Here is a 21550-nt window from a genome sequence, read left to right as displayed (position 1 = left end):
CATGGTGATGCTCAAAAACCGCGCCGGTCTGCTGCCGCTGCACGGCTTGCGGCGCATCCTTTTCGCCGGTGATTTCGTCCACGCCCGCGATGAGCTGTTCGGCACCTGGTCGCCCGATGGGCGCGCCGCGGATGTCACCCCGCTGGATGAAGCCGTGCGCGCCAACGCTCCCAAAGAAGTTGACCTGTGGTTCATTCCCAACCGCGATCTGGCGCTGGCGCTCGCCCATCAGGCCGATGCGGTGGTGCTGCTGCTGGGCGAACACCCCTCGCGCTCTGGGGAAAATGCCAACGTCAGCGACCTGAACCTGCCCCCCGGTCAAATCCAGTTCCTCGAAAGCATGGCCGCACTCGGTAAACCGCTGGTGGCGGTCATCTTCGCCGGGCGGCCTCTGGTCATCCCGCGCGTCATCGCCCTCGCCGATGCCGTCCTGTATGCCTGGCATCCGGGCATCGAGGGCGGTGCGGCACTGGCGGATGTGCTGTTCGGGCACACCGAGCCGGGCGGACGGCTGCCGGTGACCTTCCCGCGCGCTACCGGTCAGGTGCCGATTTACTACAATCGAAAGAATTCCGGACGGCCGGTCACCGAGGATGGGGAATTCCGCTACCGCTATATTGACCTGCCCGACGGCCCGTTGTTCCCGTTTGGCTACGGTTTGACCTACACGCAATTTGAATACAGCGACCTGCGCCTGAGCAGCCCGCGCCTCAACGGTAAATTGGAAATCCAGGCGACCATCACCAACACCGGCCGGTGTGCCGGCAGCGAGGTGGTGCAGCTGTACGTGCGCGATCGGGTCGGCACACTCACCCGTCCGGTGCGCGAGCTGAAGGGTTTTCGGCGCGTCCATTTGCAGCCCGGCGAAAGCCGCCGGGTCGTCTTTACGCTCAGTGAGGAGCAGCTGGCCTTCACCCGCGCCGACGGCACCTACGGCGTTGAAGCGGGGCTCTTTCAGGTATGGATTGCCCCCCACAGTCAGGCCGGTTTGCAGGGCGAGTTCCGGCTGTAAGCGGGAGGGCCTTCCCTCTGGCGGTGTCCGTTGAGGCAACCGGAGGGCTCTTGTAATTTACACAAGGTCTACCCTAAAACACGATAAGGGTCTACTCAATTATGTATAGAGTAGACCCTTGCACATTCTTTGGAACTGCCAGCCAGCCTCAAGCCCGGGCGTTGCGCCCGGCAGACGGCCTGCCGAAGTGAGGCGAATCAGCCCTTTGCGTCCCGGAAGCCTGGTAATAAAAACGACACTCCAGGATAAATCCTTCCCCGCCGATGGCTTTCTCAAAGTTCCTTGACAATCCTAAAACTTTGTATCGAAACTTGAATTGCAGCGAAACGACCCCCACCCATCTGGAGGTGGCAAAATCGCTCGATTTGACGCATGAGTGGATTATTCTGAATAGACATTGGTCAGCACCCGCCGGCCGCTGTCTGACCGTTTTCGACTTTGAGAAAGCCATGATTTCCCGCTCCCCTGGGATTTCCGGCCCTTTCCGCAAGGGCCGATTTTGCAGCTTAAACCGGTCATTACCCGGGCGTGATATTCACTCCCCTCCCCCGCTTTGTAAGTGGCTAAAAAGGTGGTTTTAAGCGGTTATGGGTCTACCCATTAAAAACAAGGGTCTACATTATAGGGTAGACAACAAGGTAGACCTTGACAAATGTTAGGGTAGACGATTATAATATAAAATGTCTACCCTTGAAATGCAATCATTCCTTTTTCCGCGGAGGTGAAGCATGATCGTTCTGGCCATCGTCAATCAAAAAGGGGGAGTGGGCAAAACGGTAACCGCCGTCAACGTGGCGCATGGCCTGGCGCTGCGCGGCTACCGCACGCTGATCATGGATCTGGACCCACAGGGCAACGTTGCCGACTGTCTGGGTCTGCCATCCGGCAACGACCTGTTCCGCATTCTCTTCCCCGGCAATACCGTCCCGCTGGAGGAAGGGGTCTACCCTTCGGGTAGACCCAATTTGGACGTGGTGCGTTCCGACAAGTCCAGCGTCAGCCTGAAAACCGCCATCGGCTCGCTCTCCGACCGCCCGCGCGAATACATCCTCGACGATGTGCTGCAGGGGGCTGCGTACGATGTGGTCGTGCTGGATTGCGCCCCCAGCATTGACATTCTGCACACCCTGGCGATTGTCGCCTCGCATTATGTCCTCATCCCCACCCGGCTGGATCAGCTGGCGGTCAAAGGCGTGCGCGATATGCTGTACACCATCAAATCGCTGGCGCGCATCAGCACCTGCGAACTGGGCGCCATCATCCCCACCTTTTACGACCGCACCACCAACGAAAGCTACCTGCAGCTGCGCCACCTGGCCGAAAATTTCAAGGAATACGTCTGGCCGCCCATCCCCCAGGATGTGCTGTGCCGCGAGTCAACCCGCTTTGGCAAAACCCTGTGGGAATATGCGCCGACCGCCCGCGCGCTGGTCGGCTACAACGAACGAAGCGGCAAAACCGTGGGCGGCTACCAACAGGTCATTGATCGAATTGAGGAGGTAATCCTGCGATGAGCCCGGCAAAAAGAAATATCCCCCCGGAAAGCAGCCCGAATTTTGTGGATTTTGGGCAGGAACTGACCCAGTCCGACCCGGCCGTCAACCTGCTGCTGCAGCGCACCGAGCAGCGCCATCAGGAAGCGCGCCTTTCACCCAAGGAGCGCGAAAAGAAGAAAAAAGAACGGGAGAAAATCCGCGCCCGGCGTCCGTTTCACACCACCTACGACATTCCGGTAGAACTGCGCGAGCGCATCAAAGAGCTGGCCGAAGCCCACGGTGTGCCCGCCAGCCAGATTGCCACCCTGGGATTGCTGCGTTTTGTGGAAGACCTGGCGCGTGGAAGGGTAGACCTTAACCGCTACAAAGCCCCATCCCGCAGCCCGCGTTACGATTTCAACCTGATTCTGCCGCTGGAGGAATTTCAGGCCACTTTTGGCAAGCCCCAACGAAGGCGGTAGAAACCATAGATAAAATGTCATCATCGCATCCTATCCCGGCAGTTGGGTCGGTTAAAATAGCCGCCGGTTGGCGTGCTTTGAGATAGAATGTGGTGATGACATTCTATCTTGCCCGCATCAGGAGGAACTTCACCGCATGTTGACCATTTTACAAGGCTTTCCCTTCGAGTTTTACGGCGAAACCTACACCGCACTGCTGGCTTCTGACCGCCAGTTTTACATCCGCCTCGACGAGGTTTGCCACGCTTTGGGAATTGACCCCAACAGCCAGCGCCGGCGCATCCAGTCCGACGAGGCCATCTCGGATAAACTGGTCAATATCGCCGTCGAAACCCCCTATCAGAACAGCACCCGCACGCGCGAGGTAGCCTTTCTCAACCTGCGCGCCCTGCCGTACTGGCTGGGGACGATTGACGCCAGCCGCGTGCGCGAGGAAATCCGCGCTAAGGTGATTCTGTTCAAGCGCGACTTTGCCGAAACCGCCTGGTTCGTCTACCGCGCCGATATTCTGCCGCCCGAACTGGCCGCCGAAGTGGAGCGTTTCGACACCCCGCAGGAACGCGAGCTGGCCGAGTTGATGGCCGATTTCCGCAGCCTGAAGAAAAAGGTGGACCTGCTCTCCGGCCGGGTGGAAAAAGAACTGGAACGGCTTGGCCTGAAAGTGGACGAACTGAACAGCCGTTACGCCGACATTCAAGCCAAAGTAGTGGCCGAAGCCGCCATCAACAGCCAGCAGGCGCGCCTGATTCAGCGCCTGATTCAGGAGGTGGGGGAAGCCATGTTCCAGTCCGGCAAAGTCAAGCCGCGCTCGCTGGCACACGCCCGCATCCAGCAGGAATTCAAAGATTACTTTCAGATTCACATTTACACCGCTCTGCCGGAACGCCGCCTGCAGGAAGCGGTGGACTTTCTGGCCAGCCGCTGGCGACATTACAAACCCGGCCAGCCGCTGCCGGCGGTGTTTCATTCGGGCAGCCAGCCCTCGCTGGCTTAGCAGTACACGCCTCTCAAAACTGGCGTCACCCGCCCGGTAAAGGCATGGTAGCAACGCTGCCGTCAAAGCGTTGAAAGGCATCAGCCGATGCTGAATCCCGGTTTCTATCCTTGATCAGAAAATTCTGTTATTTAATTCAGCCTTCGCTTCAATTCGGAGAAATGATCAAGTATTTCCGGACTTAAGTCAAATTCTTGTGCTCGAACTAGAGCAGCCTTTGTGATCCTTTCTAATTCCTTCACATCAACATAGCCGTTTCGTACGAGAAATACAATGTCATCCAAATGCGAATCTTGGGGAACCCGTTCACCCATCTTTTACAAAAGATTTCGAATCTCTAGGGGATACACCGGTTAATATTCCGATTGGGAGCAGAGTGGGTATGCCGGAATTTTGCTGCATGAAGGTAGGTGCCAAGCCAATTGACTGCCATGCCGCTCAGTTCCCGATGACGTTTTGCCAGAAGATGGAGATTTTCCTGACAAGTCCCACTGAAGGAGAGATTCAGTTCTTTGGAAAAGTAATCTGGAAGATATTTTCGATTGGGGTTGTTTTCTTCCAAAAGGCAAAAAGCAGCAGTGTAATAGCATTGCAAGGTCAAGCGTGCAGATGGGTCGAGTTGATCGGCAACTTCAGGTGCGTATTTGGAAAACTCAGGGTGTTCCAAAAAAAGGGGGATGAGCGCCAGTCTCAGGCGTGCATCGTCGCTCCGTGCCAGAGCTGCAATCAAGGATACAGGGTCAACAGACCGCGTTTTCTCATCGCTTTGTGCCCCGAGGATAAAGCGGATATTCAGTCTTTCCAGAGCATTTACCAGCTCTTGACCTGTAATTTCAGATGCAGTTTTCATCCATTGAAATTATATAACAAACCGCTAAATCTAAGGTGGAGAGATTATAGCAATAATCACTTACCGGTTTACACCCACTTACACTCACTTACAGCAATCCGCCCGCTCACTTACCACTTACCCCCCCTTAAAGGGGGGTAAGTGTGAGTGGGTAGTGTTTCGAGGGGGTCAATAGAGCGCTGGATCGTTATCCAGAATCATTTTGCAGGGCTGAAACGCTATTCAACTGGTGATTTTGGGGGTAAAATCGGTTAAATTCGGGTAATTGGTGGGCGATTCCATATTGACTCGCAAATGATTCTTGTATAAACTAGTTTACAAGAACCAAAGTCCCGTTTCATCCGTTTTTATTCTCAAAGAGGGTGTTTGAAACCATCATGGTGAGATTACGAGATCCCCAAAGGCGCATCATCCTGCGCGATTTAGGTTTTTCGGAAGAACCCTTTTCCCGCTCGGCGGATCCGCGTTTTTTGTATCTTTCTGCCCAGCATGGCGATGTGCTCGACCGCATTCAGGAGGTCATCGAAGAACGGCGCGGTCTGGCGGTGGTGGAAGGCGGTTTTGGGGTGGGCAAAAGCACCATTGCCCGCCGGCTCGAATCCATTTACCGCGCTTACCCGCAGGATTTCAGCGTGGTCTTTGTCCACACCGCCGCTTACGAATCGGAGTATGCCGCGCTGCTGGATGTTTCCTACGCGCTCAATCTGGAGCGGCGCAAGGGCATGACCATGCAGTGGCGCGAGTTCGAGGGCTTTCTGGTGGATCAGAAAGAGCAGGGGCGCAATGTGGTCATGATTCTGGATGACGCGCAGTTGATGTCGCCGGGCTCGCTATCGCTGGTGCATCACATCTACAATTTCGACATCTCGCAAAAACTTGCGCAGGTGATTCTGTTCGGTCAGCCGGAAGTGCAGCGCATCTTCAATCTGCGTCCGGAGGTGCTTTCACGGGTGGACTCGTGGTTCCGCCTCAACCCGCTTTCGCTGGAGGATACGCTGGAACTGATTCGTTTCCGCTGCGCGGTAGCCGGGCGCAAAGACCCGCTCCTGACCCAGTCGGCCTTCCTCGCCGTCTGGCAGGCAACCCACGGCATCCCGCGCGAAATTGTCAGCCTGTGCTCCAAAATCATTGACCACATGGGCGCCATGAACCGCAAGGTGGCCGATATGCCGGTGGTCGAAGCCGCCCTGAAGGACTATGTTGCCCAGCAGAATCTGGTGGTTAACCAGGCGGGTGATGGGGTGGAAAATGGGTGAGAAGGGGTTGAAATTTCGTGTAACCAATCGGGTTAATTTCATGGCTAAGAAAATAAATTATTTTTATGGCTAAGAAAATCGCTTCAACCAACCGCAAGGATCAAACCGACGTCTATCCGTGGCTGCGTTTGCTGGAAATGGAAGTGCAGCCGATTGAACATGCCCAGCCGCGCCGCGGACGCGGACGGCCGCCCAACGTCTTCCGCCGTAAACCGGTCCACATCACCCTGACGGATGACGAACTGGAAGCGCTGGATGCAATTGCCAATCTGCTTTCGGAACGCTTCGGTACGCGCCTGCACCGCGGGCATGTGATTGCCTTTCTGGTCTTTTATCTGCGCAGCCAGTTGCTGCAGGGCAACGACATTGCCCTCCCCGCAGAGGTGAACACCTTATCCGACCTGGCAAGATATGTGGATAAACTGAAAGGGTGATTGAAATTTAGAAAAAATGTTCTATAATAATATCGCCGATTTTTTCACACGCAACCATTCTAAAACGAACCAGCCAGCGCGGGCAGGCGCAGGCTGGGGGACAGGATGTTTCAGCGCACAAGGAGCACTGAAAGATGGACAAAACTATTCTACCACATTCCCCGGCTCAAAACAATCACTTTCGGACAAAACCAGTACAATTTTTTGAGGCACTTCGGCTGATGGCTGGTTGAGGGGGAAACGGATGGACGATTTGCCTTTTACCCTGCCGGTTCGCTCTGCGCTGGCGCAATTTCGGGTGCTGAATGACGATGAGAAGCGCCAGTTTTACTGGGCGCTGCAAAATCCCAGCCGCACCCGCCAGGAAGTGAGCGAGCAGTCCTCCAGCGCTGACCCGTGGCAGGTGTTCACCCTGGCGGATGCCTATCAGGAGCGCCCGCCGGTGGAGTATGTTGCCGGCCGTTTGTTTGCCCTGCCTTCGCTCAACATCCTGTACGGCGCGCCCGGCACGCTCAAATCGTTTTTGCTGGCGGATCTGGCGGTGTGTGTGGCCGGCGGGCTGGAATGGCTGCCGCCTGCGCCGTGGCTGAACGGTTCGCGCGGCAACACCGCCGGACGCGGCATCCCTACCCGCCAGCGGTCGGTCATGTGGCTGGATTTTGACAACGGCCGCCGCCGCACCCACGACCGCTTCGGTGCACTGGGACGGGCACGCGGTCTGCCGCCGGATGCGCCGCTCTATTACTATTCGATGCCTACCCCGTGGTTGGACGCCAGCGACAAAGCCTCGGTGGGCGCGCTGGCGGCGCGCATCCGCGAATTCGGCGTGCAGCTGGTGCTGATTGACAATCTGGGCGTCATCTCCGGCGACGCTGAAGAAAACAGCGGCGATATGGCCAAGGTCATGTCCGAATTCCGTCAACTTGCGGAAGAAACCGGCGCGGCGGTGGTGCTGGTACATCATCAGCGCAAGAGCAACGGATCGCTGGGGCGGGCGGGGGATACCCTGCGCGGGCATTCCAGCATCGAGGCGTCGCTTGATCTGGCCCTGCTGGTGGACCGTGAAGACCTGGCCGATACGGTTACCCTGAGGGCCACCAAAGTGCGCGGCGCGGATGTGCTGCCGTTTTCGGCGGTCTTCACCTACGAAAACCGCGCCGACGGCGAACTGTACAAAGCCAGTTTTTACGGCATTGCCGCGGATGATATGCGCAGCGGCGGGGCAATCGAACGTGAGATTTTCGCCGCGCTGGGCGGGGCCGCCATGAACAAAACCGATCTTGCCAAACGGGTCAAAGAAGCCCTGCCGGAAGTGGGCATCAACCGCATCCGCGATTACATAGACCGGCTGGCGGCCAGCCAGCGGTTGAAGGTTGCCAGCGGGCGCAACAACACCGAGCGTATTTATCAGCTGGCGGATTGACGAAGGGAAAGGAGGCCGCTCGAAAGTTATTCCGCTCACTTACGGTTTTACAACCCCCGGTGTAAGTGGCTGTAAGGGGTAAGTGGGTGTTGGAAAAATTCTTGAAAATTTTTCGTAATTTTCGGGAAAAGGGCGTATTTTCGGGAAAAAAATGGAAATTTTTTTGGAAAATTTGGACAAAATTCTCCGCCGGTTGTTCCTGTCACTTACGGATTTACGGCTTTCACCGTAAGTGGGGATAACTGGAATTAATGCGCATAGCCGTTTGTTGATTTAGAAGATGAAATCCATAGACCTTTCCGCGCTTAAACTGCAAATTGACCTGCTGGCGCTTGCTTCGGCGCACACCAGCCTGCAGCGGGTGGCTGCCAGCGGGGGAGGGGAGTGGGCCGGCGCCTGTCCGTTTTGCGGCGGCAGGGACCGCTTTCGGGTGCAGCCCCATGCGCGGCCCGAGCCGCGCTGGTTGTGCCGCCACTGTACCGACGGCAAGTGGCAGGATGCCATTGCTTTTGGGCAGCGGCTTTACCCCCACCTCACCTTCCGTGAAGTGTGCGAACGGCTTTCCGGCGGGCGGCTGACCCTGCGCAGCGCTCAACCCCGCCCGCAGCCGGTGATTCAGCCGGCCTACGCCCCGCCACCCGAAGAATGGCAGCAGCAGGCGCGCCGGGTGATCGAGCGCGGTCAGGAAAATTTGTGGAGCCGCGCCGGCAGTGCCGCCCGGCGCTACCTACAGGCGCGCGGGTTTAAGGAAACTACCTTGCAGGTGTGGAAATTGGGCTATTCGGACGGCTTTCAAATCGGGCAGATGGTCGTTCCGCGCGGGGTGGTCATCCCCTGCATCACCGGCGGGCAGGTGTGGTATTTGAAGATTGCCCTGCTGCCGGGTCAGCCGATCCGCTGCCCGCGCTGCGGCTCACCGGCACAGGCGCGTCAGCCCTGTCCGGTTTGCGGCACGCTCAGCAAATACCGCGGGGTGAGCGGCAACCGCACGGCAGCCATCTTTGGAGGCGACCAGCTGATCAACGCAGCCCAGGCGTTGTTTGTCGAAGGCGAGTTCGATGCGCTGATCGCCTGGCAGTCGCTGGCTGGCGAGATGCCGGTCTGCACGGTGGGCAGCGCCTCCAACCGGCTGGATCTGGCTGCCTGGGGGCCGTATCTGCTGACCCTGGAGCGCCTGTATGCGGTTTACGACCCGGATGCTGCCGGGGAAAGCGGGCGGCGCTGGCTGGAAGGGTTGAGCGAACGCACCCGCCCGCTGCGCCTGCCGCCGGGGGTCAAGGATGTCAACGATTTCATCCTGCAGGGCGTGGATTTTGTGGGGTGGCTGCGCGGCGAGGCGGGGAAATAGCCGCACTGGATGGGGTTCTTATCCACAATTTAGGTTAAATCTTCTTTAACAACGGTGTAAATCTACCCAAATAGTCTTGATTTTTTGATTTTTTGTTATTATCATATTCGATAACGTTATCAAATATGATATTAATCGTCAACTCTCAAGGAATAACAAAATGCCCGTACTCAAAAATTTTTCGGTGATCAACCATCCGGCGCGGATGCGCATTTTTCAGGCGCTTAACGGCGTGGAACTGTCCATCAACCAGCTGGCCGACTACCTGACGGATGTTCCCAAGCCGTCGCTTTATCGGCATGTTCATAAAATGCTGGAAGCCGGTGTGATCCAAGTTGCAGGAACGCGCCACATTAACGGCATTGAAGAACGTTTTTACACCGCCTGTGAGGGGCTGATTGACCCTGAGGATGTTAATCAGCCCGGCGGGCTGGAAGATTTTGCCCATCATGTGCGCCTGTACGGCTCGGCTGTGGCGCAGGACCTGGCGCAGTATACCCTGCAGCAGGGCAAACTCGACCTTGACAATATCGTTGCCCGCGACCACGTTTTTTACGCCACCGAAGAGGAATTTTTGCAGGTGCGTCAGGCGATTTATGACCTGTTAAGTAGCCTGGAGAGAAACTTGCCGGCACAGGGACGCACCAAGCGGCGCATTTTCGTCATCGGCCATCCGCTGCCGGCCGCTCTCGTGGCTGAAAAGTCGAACTCTCATACCCAGTAATCTTTTTATTCATAGGAGGTTTAGGATGTCCAAAAATGTTTATCTTGCTCTGGCAGATCAGGGGAAAAACAGCTGGCTGCGGTATCTTGCCAGCATATTCCTGATCGTGCTCATCTTCGTCCTCAGCAACGGATTGATTATCGGATTTGCCCTGGAATTGGGGTGGTTCACGCCCGGCACCGGCACGCTGACGGAATTTGTACTGTCCCTGCTAACCTTTCTTCCGATGTTATTGGGGGTCTTCCTGATCAACGGCTGGCTGCACCGCCGTTCAGTGGGTTCACTGATCGGACCCGCCGGGCGGTTGAACTTGCGGCGGATTGCGCTCGGCGTGTTGATTTGGGGGGGACTGTTTCTGCTCTTCGCCACAATTGAAGCCGTTTTGTACGGCAATTACACGTTCAACCCGGCTTATTTTGCCGACTGGCCGTTTCTATTGGCTTCCTTGCTGTTGGTACCCGTGCAAACCAGCGCGGAGGAGTTCCTATATCGCGGCTATCTGCTGCAGGCCTCGGGCCGCCTGACCCAAAATCCAATGGTATTGAGCGTGATCAACGGCATTTTGTTTACATTGCCGCATCTCGCCAATCCCGAAACCGGCGAGTACGGCTGGTATGCAATTCTAAGCTGGTTTGTTTTCGGCGCTGGTTATACTCTGATCACCCTGCGCAGCGGCTCGCTGGATTATGCGTTAGGCGGACATGCCATCAATAACATCCTTTCAATGACCATCGTTGGTTACGAAGGAGGTGCAGTGTCTGCGCCGACCTTATTCGTCAATTCACAAATTAATCCACTTTACGGTTTGCTTACCAACCTTGTAGCATTGGCGATTACCTATTGGCTCGTTTCTCGGTTGGAAAGTCAAACCGCTGTCAAAGCGGCAGCCGCTCGAGCATGAGAGAATGTTGGAGTTTTAACGATGAATAACCTTTCTGTCCATCCTGTACTGGATTTCTGGAAGTTTTTACGGCGTCCCATCGCGGAAAACTTGAGCGCCTCGTTATCGCGCAAACTGGTCATCGTCCTGATGATTGTTGCCCTGGATATCCTCATTTCTCTGGGAACAGGGCCGCTCACCGACCTGATGATTGAGGTCAGCCAGTTTGACGACCAGTCCGTAGCACAGGAATTTACTCCCACTGTCCTGTTGACGGGGGTTCTGCTGGTGCCGTTGATCGAAGAAGTTTTTTTCCGGCTCGGTCTCGCGCCGAACATTCTCTTCCTGTTCATCACTCTTTTTTCAACCACCGTTCAGTATGCCCCGTTTCCGTCCAACCTTTTTGACGAATTTGGGGTAGCAGTTGCCGCAGAGGTGCTCTTCTATCTGGCGCTGAGCGGGGGCATTTGCCTGTTTTTCTGGATCAGACAGCGAAAGGGTCATTCCTACGCGGACTTCTTCAAGCGACACGTTGCCATTTACTACTATATCGGTGCAGTGTGGTTCGGCCTGGCGCATATCGGCAATTATGCCAACACGCCTCCCGTTTGGCTGGTTCCTTTCCTGCTCTTACCGCAGATCCTCGGCGGTTTCACCTTTGGTTATTTGCGCATCCGCCTTGGGTTTTGGTTTGGGGTTTTGGCGCACATGCTGGTCAACCTGCTGTTCAATCTGGGCGACCTGATGAATTATCTGGTCGGGCCGCAGGGCGGGGTGGCATGGTTTGTTTTCTTGATCGTCTTCTCCTCGATCACCTTGTTGCTTCCGTTGATTACCCGCAAACGGCTTGCCGGGGCGGATGGTTCGCCAGTGGGGTGAATGCCTGAACCTTACTTTGAAATCCCGCTCTCCAGTCCCGCCGCCTTCTCCAAAAACGCGCAACAGTTTTGGGGAAGGCGGCGGTGGGGCGCCGTTGTCATATTGGTCAGGTTTTGGTTAAGTCAAATACTGTAATTTACACACCTGCGGCGGCAGCCATCGCATCCCAAAACATTTTTTCATATTCCAGCAGCAGGCGGGCGGATTGGCGAATATCCGCTTCGGTTACGCCGCGTTCCAACGCTGCCTGCACCGGCGGATAGACCTGCTCCTCGGCGGCCTGATAGTTAGCGTACATTTCAAAGAAGCGCACTGCCTGACGGTCGAAGCCGTAATGTTCTTGCAGGGCGCGGCTTACCCGCCTTGCGTTTGCTATCCACACCTCGGCGTCGAACAGAAAGGCGGTGATCAGTTCGGCGTCCGAACGGTAAAAGCACAGGTAGGTTTCAAAGTAGCTGAAAGGTAAAGCCCCCGCCAGCAGAGGTGTAGCTTTCAATTCCCCCTCGCTCATTGGTAAGGCGGCGGCAAATTCCAGCACCGCGCGGTTGACTTCAAATTCGGCTTGCAGAAAGAAGTTCAGCAATTCGCGGCTGGGCAGGTTGCCGAAACGGGCGGTGATCAGGGCGATGTTCATGATGCCGTTGGTGACGATGTGGTACTGTTGAGCGGCAAATATGCGCAGCGAGTCGCGCGGAACGCGGCCGGCTTCCAGCGCGTCGAGATAGGGGTGGTTGCGGATGCCGTCCAGGATCGGCTGCAGCTCGCTGCGCAGGCCAGAAATCAGTTGCACGGCTGAGGAATAAGTTGAAGGCAGTGTATTCATTTTTCCTTCCTCCTTTCACAAATAAAAATTGAACTGTGCATGGGGGAGGAGGGGCATCAAAAAACCCTCTCGCCGGAGAGGGTTGACAGTAAGCAAAACCACAGCGGTTTTATTCTTCCCTCCGCCGGCATTACCCGGATCAGGTTCTGCGGGTCGAGGACTGGACGGTCCTCCTCTCAGCCCGGCCGCACCGGGCTCCCCGTTGTTATTGAATATTATACCCGCCGGATGCGGCGAGTCAATCCTGCAAATAATATTTTAATGTTTATTCCACGGCCGATCACCGCCAAAACCCCGATTAGCGTCCGTGCCGGGGGTGATGATAGACCCAAACGAGTCGTTGTGCGGGTTGCCGTCGAAATTATTGGGGTTCATTTGGTTGCTGAGTTGTCTCAGGATGTAAAGCCTCATCATCTTATCTTCCGTGCTGAGCTCATCGGGGTCGTTGGGCGATTGCGGCGCGGCGTCATCTTCTTCCCCTGCGCGATAAATGGCGAGAGATATGATGATGAGTATCACCACAAGGAAACCGTAACAAACTTCCATGTTTTCCCTCCTTTGGTTTGCTTTGAGTTTATTTTAAAGCATTTAGGGAATAACGGGACATTCGGTAAATTTTAAGCAGCAGCAATGTGGGGTTACTTGACTTTTTTGTCAAATTAGTTATAATATTTTTGAAAGTGAGAATTATCTCATTTATGTAAATATTTTCACAATAAAAACCCATGCCAAGACCAAAACAAGAAGAAGACCTCCGTTTGCTTGCCAAAATCTCCAAAATGTACTACGAGGAGAATTTGACTCAAGATGAAATCATGGAGCGTTTGCAATTATCACGCTCAAAGGTTTCCAGACTGCTCAATCGCGCGCATGAAAGAGGAATTGTAAAAATTACCATTGTTTCACCTCCGGGTCTCTTTTCTGAGCTTGAATCAGAATTAGAACGTCAATATCACCTTAAAGAGGCAGTGGTGGTAGAAGTTGAGGAATCAGCTTCACAGGCTACAGTTGCTCGTGAAATTGGAAATGCGGCAGCAGGTTATTTTTTGCGAACACTTCAGGAGAATGATGTAATCGGCATTTCTTGGGGAACAACACTCGGAGAGATGGTGGCAGCGCTTCAGCCTCGTCCTACTCCAGGTGCTCATATCATTCAGTTGATTGGTGGGCTTGGGCCTCCGGAATCAGAGATTCATGCCACTGATCTCTGTAGACGATTGGCGCAACTTCTTCAGTGTAAGTTGACACTTTTACCTGCGCCAGGGATTGTTGATCGTTCGGAAGTAAAAAATATGTTTCTTTCTGATAGTCATGTGAATCATGCCTTCAGCTTGTTTTCATCAATCAATGTAGCTTATGTGGGTATTGGTTCACCTGCACCGGATTCTGTGATCATGCGCGATGGTTCGATTCTTTCATGGGAAGAGATGAACTCACTCCTGAAAAAAGGAGCGGTGGGCGACATCGCATTAAGATTTTTTGATGATATGGGTCATCCAATAAAAAATGAGATAGATGAACGTGTGATTGGAATAAGTCTAGAAGAACTTCGCCGTATCAAGCGAGTCGTGGGTGTCGCGGGCGGTCCTCAAAAAGTAAATGTCATTCGAGGTGCCTTGCGTGGAGGGTTGATCAACGTGCTGATTACAGATCAAATGACAGCTCAGCAATTATTGAGGTAATCCTGGAATGTCAAATGCTGAAACTATTTCTCCAGAGTTAATCATTTCAATAGCTCAGCAAGTAATCCAAAAAGAGGCTGATGCAGTTCGCAGCATCAGTCAGCAATTTGACGAATGTTTTTCAGCAGCGGTAAAAGCCATTCTCGCCTGCGAGGGTCATGTTTTAGTCGCAGGGGCTGGCACTTCCCATTCTGTGGCTTACCGGTTGGCGCACCTCCTTTCGTGTTGTGGAACACCGGCGCTTTTTATTCACCCCGGCGATGCACAACACGGTGGAGGTGGCGCTATAACGGCTCGGGATGTTGTATTACTCATATCTAAAGGGGGTGAAACCCAGGAAATCAATCAATTGGCTCAAATTGCTCATCGGCGTGGTGCAAAAGTAATAGGACTGACCGAAAAGCCACAATCTACCTTTGGCCAATTGTGTGACATTGTCGTTCGCGTATGTGCTCCTTCTGATGTTGACCCTTTTGGAATGATTGCAACAGGTAGTTCATTGGTAAATTCTGCATGGGGAGATGCGTTATGTGTTGTGCTGTTGCAATTGCGCGGTTATACAAAAGAGGACTTTGGTAAAACTCATCCGGGTGGAGCGGTAGGAAAACATCTTGTGGAGGAAGGCATTTTATAAGTTTGAGAGGGTTTATGAAAGCAGCCTATCTTATAGATGTTATGAATTTCGAGATTCGAGAAATTTCTGAACCGGTTTGTCCAAACGATGGAATTGTTCTTAAAGTCAAGTCATGTGGAGTTTGTGGTTCGGACTTGAGGCGTTGGCGTGAAGGTCCTCTTGATAAGAGCATTAATTTAATTCCCGGCCATGAAATTTCTGGTGAAATCGTTGAAGTTGGTAAAGACGTTGTCGGTTATGCAATCAATGAGCGTTTGGCTGTTGCACCCGATGTTCACTGTGGGAGATGCTATTACTGCGAAAAGGGTCTTTATAACCTGTGTGACAATTTAAGACTTGTTGGTATCACCCCGGGTTACGATGGTGGGTTTGCAGAATACATGGTGCTGAGTGGTGAAATTCTCCGAAACGGGATTGTTCATAAAGTTCCTTCCAACCTAACCTTTCCACAAGCATCTCTGGCTGAACCGGCCAGTTCTGTCTTGGCAGCTCATCATCAGGCTCAAACTTCTCTCGGTGATTCGGTTTTGATTATGGGCGGGGGGCCGATTGGCTGCCTTCATATGGTAATTGCAAAAGCCCGTGGCGCTCGTGTATTCCTTTCAGAACCTCATGAGGGCCGTCGTAAACGGGCACAAATTTTCCAGCCTGAGGATGTAGTAAACCCTTCTCAAGAAGATATTGTTCAGTGGATAAAAGAAAAAACCGACGGGTTGGGCGTTGATATTGCCATTTGTGCCAATCCAATTGCGCAAACTCAGAAACAGGCTGTTGAGGCAGTTCGAAAAAGAGGACGGGTTGTTTTTTTTGGAGGTTTACCAAAAAATGATCCAATGACGACCCTCAATGCGAACTTGATTCACTATGGTGAGGTACAGGTGGTGGGTGCCTTCTCTTATCATCCCGTATTTCATCAAATGGCTTTAGATCTGATCGCTAGGGGAGTTATTCCAGCAGATAAGCTGATTACCCATGTCTTTACTCTTGATGAAATTAATACAGCCTTCCAAACCGCAGCAGGAGGCGATGCTTTAAAAGTCATCATCAGCTTTGAAACAGGAGATATTTTATGATTGGACTTTACAAAGACCTTGAAGACCTGGGTGCTAGTGGGAAAAGCGTCCGAATCGGTTTGATTGGCGCAGGTCAAATGGGAACGGACGTTGTTGCTCAAACCACGATGATGAAGGGGGTCAAAGTGGTTATCAGTGCTGATATTGATATTAATCGAGCAAAGGAATCATATCGAATTGGAAGGGTCTCGGATGAAGTGGTAGAAGTGTTTAATCCTGCCGAGGCCGATGCGGTTGTTCAGTCCGGAAAACGTGCAGTGACGAATGATTATCGAATTGTCACAGATATGCAAAATGTGGATGTTGTTTTAGAGGCAACCGGTGTTCCGCAAGTTGGTGCGAGTGCAGCTCTTCGTGCTGCTCGCTGTGGTCATGATTTAGCAATGATGAATGTGGAAACCGATATTACGGTTGGTCCCATTTTGAACTGGTATGCACAGAAAAAAGGGGTGTTATACGCCTTAGCTGCTGGCGATGAACCAGCAGCCTGCAAAGAACTTTACGATTTTGCCAGAGCATTGGGTTTTACGATTGTGGCGGCAGGCAAGGGCAAGAATAATCCCTTGGACCGCTATGCCTCGCCAACTGATCCATCAATTGTGCAAGAGGCTAAAAGGCGTGGTTTGAGTCCCAACATGCTGGTCGAGTTTATTGACGGCAGTAAGACGATGATTGAAATGGCAGCAGTTTCAAATTCTACTGGCTTGATACCTGATGTGCGTGGAATGCACGGGCCTCATGCTACCCGTGATACGCTCAATACAGTATTTACACTGAAGGAGGATGGTGGTGTACTAAACCGGATAGGCGTGGTGGATTATGGTGTTGGGCCAATTGCCCCGGGTGTATTCGTGATTGTGCGAACGGACCATCCACGCTTGCGGGAAGCAATGGTCCTGAGGGACATGGGTAACGGACCGTATTATACCTTATTCCGACCTTATCATTTATGCAGTATTGAGGTTCCTCTAACTTGCGCCTTATTAACTCTTCGACGGCAATCCAATATGATGCCTCAAAAAGTTCTGGTTTCAGAAGTCTTTGCAGTGGCAAAACGTGATCTGGCAGCTGGCGATGTGCTCGATGGGATTGGAGGTGTCAGTTATTACAGCTTAATTGATACTTACCAACGAGCAAGAGCAGAATCTTTGCTGCCAATTGGTCTGGCAAAAGGCGCGCGTGTCGTGAGACCAATATCAAAAGATCATCCAATTACTTATCAGGACGTGGAAGTCAAACCGACGATGATCTATAAACTGCGTCAACTGCAAGACACATGGTTTGATGGAAAAATTTCAGACAACGAACTATTGCTGGCATTGGATCAACTTGCAAATCAGTATGGAGACTAGAAGTAAAGGAGGTAAAAATGGCTCAGGCAACTCTTGCAGTCATACTAGGCAACCGTGATTTCTTTCCGGATCGTCTTATTGCTGAAGCTCGTCAAGATATTCTGGAATTGTTTCAGCAACTTGATATCGAGCCAGTAATTTTAGACGAAAGTGAAACCAAGTATGGTTCAGTGGAAACCTATTCTCATGCCAAAGCATGTGCCGAATTATTCCGGAAAAATCGTGACCGTATAGACGGTATCTTGGTCACATTACCCAATTTTGGGGATGAAAAAGGGGTTGCAGATACCATCAAACTCTCTGGACTGGATGTCCCGATTTTGGTTCAGGCTTATCCTGATGATTTATCCCAGTTTACCGTAGAGCGGCGTCGAGATGCATTTTGTGGAAAGATCTCGGTTTGTAATAACTTGCGGCAATATGGTTTCCCCTTTTCTTTGACCACCCAGCATACTATTCATCCAAAGAAAGAATCATTTAGAAAAGATCTGCTCCGCTTTATAGGTGTATGCCGGGTCGTTAAAGGTTTGCGGAATGCCAGACTTGGGATGATTGGGGCGCGGCCGAATGCTTTCAACACCGTCCGTTTTAGTGAAAAACTGCTTCAGGCTTACGGAATCAGCGTTTCGACAATTGATCTTTCTGAGATTTTTGCTTCGGCGAATAAGCTGAAGGACGATGATCCGAGTGTGAGTGCCAAACTGGAAGAAATTCGGTCTTATGCCCGAACTGAATCCGTACCAGCGCCATCCCTTGTTCGCATGGCTAAACTTGGCATTGCTATTTCAAATTGGATGGATGAAAATGAACTTCAAGCAAGTGCCATTCAGTGTTGGAACTCTGTTCAGCGAAATTACGGCGTCAATGTTTGTACATTGATGAGTATGATGAGTGAAAAATTGATGCCAAGCGCTTGTGAAGCAGATATTGCAGGTGTTCTTTCCATGTATGCCTTACAGCTGGCATCTGGAAAACCAAGTGCCCTGGTTGATTGGAATAACAATTATGGTGATGACCCAGACCGTTGCGTCTTCTTCCATTGTGGTAATTGGGCAAAGTCTTTCTTACCGGAAATTGAGGTTAAGACCGCCGACATTTTGGGAACCATACTGGGTGAGCAAAACACATATGGGGCAGTAGCAGGGCGTGTTCCAGCGGGTCATGTCACTTTTAGCCGAATAACCACGGACGATCTAAATGGATTGATTCGGGCTTATGTTGGAGAAGGGGAATTGACGGATGATCCCTTAGACACTTTCGGTAGTCGAGCTGTGGTGCATGTCCCTAACTTGCAAACCGTTCTCCAATACATCTGTAGAAATGGATTTGAGCATCATGTTGCCATGACGGGTTCACATGTTGCTGACATCGTTGCAGAAGCCTTTGAAAACTATTTTGGCTGGGATGTTTATCACCATCAGGGGTAATCTCTTATGTACTTAATTGGACTGGACATAGGTACCACCGGGTGTAAAGCCAGTTTATTCAGCGTAGATGGCAATTTGATTTTGAAGGCATCGCGCGAGTATGGAATTTTAGCGCCACAGCCCGGGTGGGCTGAACAGGATAGTGAAGAGGTTTGGGAACTGGCTCAATCATGCATTATTGAGGTTGTGAACAGGTCCAAGGCTTATGGGGAAGTTCTGGCGATTGGGCTTTCGGTACAGGGAGAGGCGGTGATTCCCATTGATCGGTATGGACAAGCTCTTCGTCCAGCCATACTGGGAATGGATACCCGAACGGGTGAGGAAAACCACTGGTTGGAAGACCGCTTCGGTCGTCGTGAACTTTTCTGCCGCACAGGCATGCCGATCCACACCATTAATACTCTGCCAAAACTTCTGTGGCTTAAAAACCATGAAAAAGACATATGGCGTGAATCCCATCGGTTTGTTCTCTATGAGGACTACCTGATTAATAAGATGACCGGTACCCCAGCAGTCAGCCATTGTCTGGCTTCCAGGACTCAACTATATGATCTCAAAAAAGGAGGTTGGTCAGAAGAAATTTTATCTGAAATTGAGCTGGATTCCTCCCGTCTTTCACCAATTTTCGATTCAGGGACTCCAATTGCATCTCTTAAGCCTGAATTGGCGGAGACCTGGGGGTTGAAAAATCGGCCGGTCATCGTTACCGGCGGTCACGATCAGGCGTGTGGAGCTTTGGGAGTGGGTTTGGTCAGGCCTGGAATTTCAATGGTTTCCACCGGCACAGCAGAGGTCATCGAAGTAGCCTTGCAAGAACCCGCATTAGGAGAATCTCTAGAGAAAGGAAATATATCTTGTTATGTACATCCCCTTAAGGGACTGTACCTGGCAATGACTCTCAACCATAGCGGTGGATTGTTGCTTCGTTGGTATCGGGATACTTTTTGTCTCGATCAAAAAAAGGAAGCCGATAGCCGTGGTGTGGATGCTTATGATTTGATTTTTGGTGATTTGCCCGATTCACCATCACCCCTCATCCTCTTACCACATTTTGCAGGAAGCGGTACCCCATGGATGGATACAAACTCAAAAGGAGCCATCTTGGGTTTAACCTTCTCCACCACTCAAAAAGATTTTGCATTAGCCATTCTCGAAGGGCTAACTTATGAACTAAACCTGAATATAGAAGTCCTCCGATCGGGGGGCGTAAATATCAGTGAACTCAGGGCAATCGGTGGTGGTGCAAGGTCAAAGCGATGGTTACAACTTAAGGCTGATGTTACAGGGATTCCCGTTTTAGTTCCAAAAGTAACGGAGGCTGCTTCATGGGGAGCAGCTTTGTTAGCCGGTAAAGGCAGCGGCATTTTTACAGATCTTGCTGGTGTTGCCGCGACTACTGTTCAGCTTACCGAACGTTACTCCCCAAATGCTCAACAACAAAAAGTTCATAGCTGCCGATACTCGATATATAAGGAACTTTACCCTCTCCTCATTCCACTAAATCGTCAATTGAGTTTTAAGTCATCATGAGCGAAGTGGTTTTTTCTCAAGATGATCCCAAAGTCAGAAAGGATGCCGCTCTCAAAAGAGAGAGAGTGCGGGATTTCCTTGTTCAACAAAACCTGGAAGGAGTGCTTATTTCCCGCCGGGATAATTTCGCCTGGGTTACCTCCGGTGGTGATAATCATGTTTTGAAAAATAGCGAAATCGGAGTGGGACACATTGCAATTACCCGCGATCGGCATTACTTGCTGGCCCACTCAATGGATGCTGCGCGTCTTTATCAAGAACAGGTGCCGGGTCAGGAATATGAATTGGTCAGTTTAAGGTGGTTTCAAGGAGACCCGCGTTGTGCTGCTGTTGACTTGGTTAATGGCAAATGGGCTGCTGATACGATGTTCAATGATGAAGTACCAAATGTCAACCAGGCATTGAGCATTCTGCATTATCCTCTGACAGAATTGGAAATGGAGCGCTGCCGGTGGCTTGGTGAACAAGTAGGGAGAATTCTATGCAAGGTTGCTCAAGTGGTCCATCCCGGTCAAAGGGAGGATGAAGTTGCCAGTTATCTATGGATCGAATGTTTGAAACTGGGCATAGAGCTGGATGTGTTAATTGTGGGAAGCGATGAACGGATCTTTCATTATCGTCATCCGTTACCTACTTCCAAAAGAATTGAGCGGTATGTATTAATACATCCAGCCGCTCGACGTTGGGGATTGCATGCGAATGTCAGCAGGAGTGTATATTTTGGAACTCCTTCGAACGAGATAAAAAGGGCATATCGGGCAGCAGCACAGCTGCAGGCAGGTTTATTGGAGCGATTGACACCCGGTTTGGCCTTTTCGGAAATTTTCAACTGGCAGAAGCAGAAATATGCCGAATTGGGTTTTCCAGATGAATGGAAAAATCATTTTCAAGGAGGCCCAACCGGGTATGTTGTGGTAGATGCGCTTCGTCATACGACACCATCCACAGTTCAAGTAAACCAAGCTTTTGATTGGTTTATCACAATTACGGGTAGCAAGGTTGAAGAATTAACATTGCTTTCAAAAGATGGAGTTGAAATTCCTTCTTTTCAATCACCATGGCCATCATATCAACCTAATCAGAATGGGAATGGATTAGGTGTGCCCGATCTATGGGTATTGTAAGGAGATGCTAGAATATGTTATTGACATATGTCAATTTATCGTCTATAATCAAAATGTATTCGCAGTCTGGAAGGGGGATGAAGTTTCAGACAAATTCACTGATTGTGTCTTTTATTTCTAGGGTTCGAAGTGCCAGATTACTAAATCT

At 51.8% G+C, this 21550-nt stretch carries 21 protein-coding genes and 1 riboswitch; of the genes, 18 read left to right on the top strand and 3 right to left on the bottom strand.

All coding sequences use genetic code 11. The features are described from left to right. The 4 genes from VAE48_RS06900 to VAE48_RS06885 form a co-directional block, all read left to right on the top strand. A partial coding sequence (locus VAE48_RS06900) for a glycoside hydrolase family 3 C-terminal domain-containing protein (protein ID WP_322792583.1) occupies positions 1-1012 on the top strand: 1012 nt, incomplete at its 5' end. A gap of 728 nt (positions 1013-1740) precedes the next feature. Continuing rightward, positions 1741-2526: a ParA family protein gene (locus VAE48_RS06895; protein WP_322792582.1), complete on the top strand. Its 786-nt coding sequence runs from the start codon at positions 1741-1743 to the stop codon at positions 2524-2526. Beyond that, a complete protein-coding gene (locus VAE48_RS06890) occupies positions 2523-2969 on the top strand; it encodes a hypothetical protein (protein WP_322792581.1) in 447 nt (148 codons plus the stop codon). The genes VAE48_RS06895 and VAE48_RS06890 overlap by 4 nt, the downstream gene beginning before the upstream one ends. A 136-nt stretch (positions 2970-3105) precedes the next feature. Next, on the top strand, positions 3106-3963 hold the full coding sequence (locus tag VAE48_RS06885) for a phage antirepressor N-terminal domain-containing protein (RefSeq protein WP_322792580.1): 858 nt from the start codon (positions 3106-3108) through the stop codon (positions 3961-3963). A gap of 337 nt (positions 3964-4300) precedes the next feature. Here VAE48_RS06885 and VAE48_RS06880 read toward each other — a convergent pair whose 3' ends face one another. After that, positions 4301-4813, bottom strand: a complete 513-nt coding sequence (locus tag VAE48_RS06880) for a hypothetical protein (RefSeq protein WP_322792579.1) — start codon at positions 4811-4813, stop codon at positions 4301-4303. Positions 4814-5190: 377 nt separating this feature from the next. Here VAE48_RS06880 and VAE48_RS06875 point away from each other — a divergent pair, with 377 nt between their 5' ends. The 7 genes from VAE48_RS06875 (at position 5191) to VAE48_RS06845 (ending at position 11757) form a co-directional block, all read left to right on the top strand. After that, on the top strand, positions 5191-6069 hold the full coding sequence (locus tag VAE48_RS06875; RefSeq protein ID WP_322792578.1) for an ExeA family protein: 879 nt from the start codon (positions 5191-5193) through the stop codon (positions 6067-6069). Positions 6070-6134: 65 nt separating this feature from the next. Then, positions 6135-6503, top strand: a complete 369-nt coding sequence (locus VAE48_RS06870) for a hypothetical protein (RefSeq protein WP_322792577.1) — start codon at positions 6135-6137, stop codon at positions 6501-6503. 244 nt (positions 6504-6747) lie between these two features. Continuing rightward, complete coding sequence (locus VAE48_RS06865; protein ID WP_322792576.1) at positions 6748-7926, top strand: AAA family ATPase; 1179 nt, start codon at positions 6748-6750, stop codon at positions 7924-7926. A 280-nt stretch (positions 7927-8206) separates the two neighbouring features. After that, positions 8207-9274: a primase-helicase zinc-binding domain-containing protein gene (locus tag VAE48_RS06860; protein ID WP_322792575.1), complete on the top strand. Its 1068-nt coding sequence runs from the start codon at positions 8207-8209 to the stop codon at positions 9272-9274. A 160-nt stretch (positions 9275-9434) separates the two neighbouring features. After that, the gene (locus VAE48_RS06855; protein ID WP_322792574.1) at positions 9435-9998 is read left to right on the top strand and encodes a helix-turn-helix domain-containing protein; all 564 of its coding nucleotides are present in this window, start codon (positions 9435-9437) and stop codon (positions 9996-9998) included. A gap of 25 nt (positions 9999-10023) precedes the next feature. Beyond that, a complete protein-coding gene (locus VAE48_RS06850) occupies positions 10024-10899 on the top strand; it encodes a type II CAAX endopeptidase family protein (RefSeq protein WP_322792573.1) in 876 nt (291 codons plus the stop codon). 21 nt (positions 10900-10920) lie between these two features. Further along, a complete protein-coding gene (locus VAE48_RS06845; RefSeq protein ID WP_322792572.1) occupies positions 10921-11757 on the top strand; it encodes a type II CAAX prenyl endopeptidase Rce1 family protein in 837 nt (278 codons plus the stop codon). A 136-nt stretch (positions 11758-11893) separates the two neighbouring features. On the opposite strand, the gene VAE48_RS06840 is transcribed toward VAE48_RS06845, so the two are convergent. After that, entirely contained in the window at positions 11894-12580 is a 687-nt protein-coding gene (locus VAE48_RS06840) for a hypothetical protein (protein ID WP_322792571.1), read from the bottom strand. A gap of 99 nt (positions 12581-12679) precedes the next feature. After that, a riboswitch (TPP riboswitch) is annotated at positions 12680-12792 on the bottom strand. Positions 12793-12838: 46 nt separating this feature from the next. Continuing rightward, a complete protein-coding gene (locus tag VAE48_RS06835; RefSeq protein WP_322792570.1) occupies positions 12839-13126 on the bottom strand; it encodes a hypothetical protein in 288 nt (95 codons plus the stop codon). Positions 13127-13305: 179 nt separating this feature from the next. Here VAE48_RS06835 and VAE48_RS06830 point away from each other — a divergent pair, with 179 nt between their 5' ends. From VAE48_RS06830 to VAE48_RS06800, 7 genes are read left to right on the top strand one after another with little or no spacing between them, the layout of a single operon-like run. Continuing rightward, entirely contained in the window at positions 13306-14262 is a 957-nt protein-coding gene (locus VAE48_RS06830) for a sugar-binding transcriptional regulator (protein ID WP_322792569.1), read from the top strand. A 7-nt stretch (positions 14263-14269) separates the two neighbouring features. After that, positions 14270-14896: an SIS domain-containing protein gene (locus VAE48_RS06825; RefSeq protein ID WP_322792568.1), complete on the top strand. Its 627-nt coding sequence runs from the start codon at positions 14270-14272 to the stop codon at positions 14894-14896. Between the two features lie 14 nt (positions 14897-14910). Then, the gene (locus tag VAE48_RS06820; RefSeq protein WP_322792567.1) at positions 14911-15969 is read left to right on the top strand and encodes an alcohol dehydrogenase catalytic domain-containing protein; all 1059 of its coding nucleotides are present in this window, start codon (positions 14911-14913) and stop codon (positions 15967-15969) included. Then, a complete protein-coding gene (locus tag VAE48_RS06815) occupies positions 15966-17321 on the top strand; it encodes an NAD(P)H-dependent oxidoreductase (RefSeq protein ID WP_322792566.1) in 1356 nt (451 codons plus the stop codon). Before VAE48_RS06820 ends, VAE48_RS06815 begins: the two co-directional genes overlap by 4 nt. 17 nt (positions 17322-17338) lie before the next feature. Beyond that, a complete protein-coding gene (locus tag VAE48_RS06810; protein WP_322792565.1) occupies positions 17339-18748 on the top strand; it encodes an L-fucose/L-arabinose isomerase family protein in 1410 nt (469 codons plus the stop codon). 6 nt (positions 18749-18754) lie between these two features. Further along, positions 18755-20278 (top strand): FGGY-family carbohydrate kinase, encoded by a 1524-nt coding sequence (locus tag VAE48_RS06805; protein ID WP_322792564.1) that lies wholly within the window; start codon positions 18755-18757, stop codon positions 20276-20278. After that, positions 20275-21402, top strand: coding sequence for a M24 family metallopeptidase (locus VAE48_RS06800; protein ID WP_322792563.1), 1128 nt, complete (start codon positions 20275-20277; stop codon positions 21400-21402). Before VAE48_RS06805 ends, VAE48_RS06800 begins: the two co-directional genes overlap by 4 nt. The last annotated feature ends 148 nt before the right edge of the window (positions 21403-21550 follow it).

The sequence above is a fragment of the Bellilinea sp. genome, from assembly GCF_034432615.1.
GTDB lineage: Bacteria > Chloroflexota > Anaerolineae > Anaerolineales > Anaerolineaceae > Bellilinea.
This window is presented reverse-complemented; position numbering and strand designations above follow the sequence as displayed.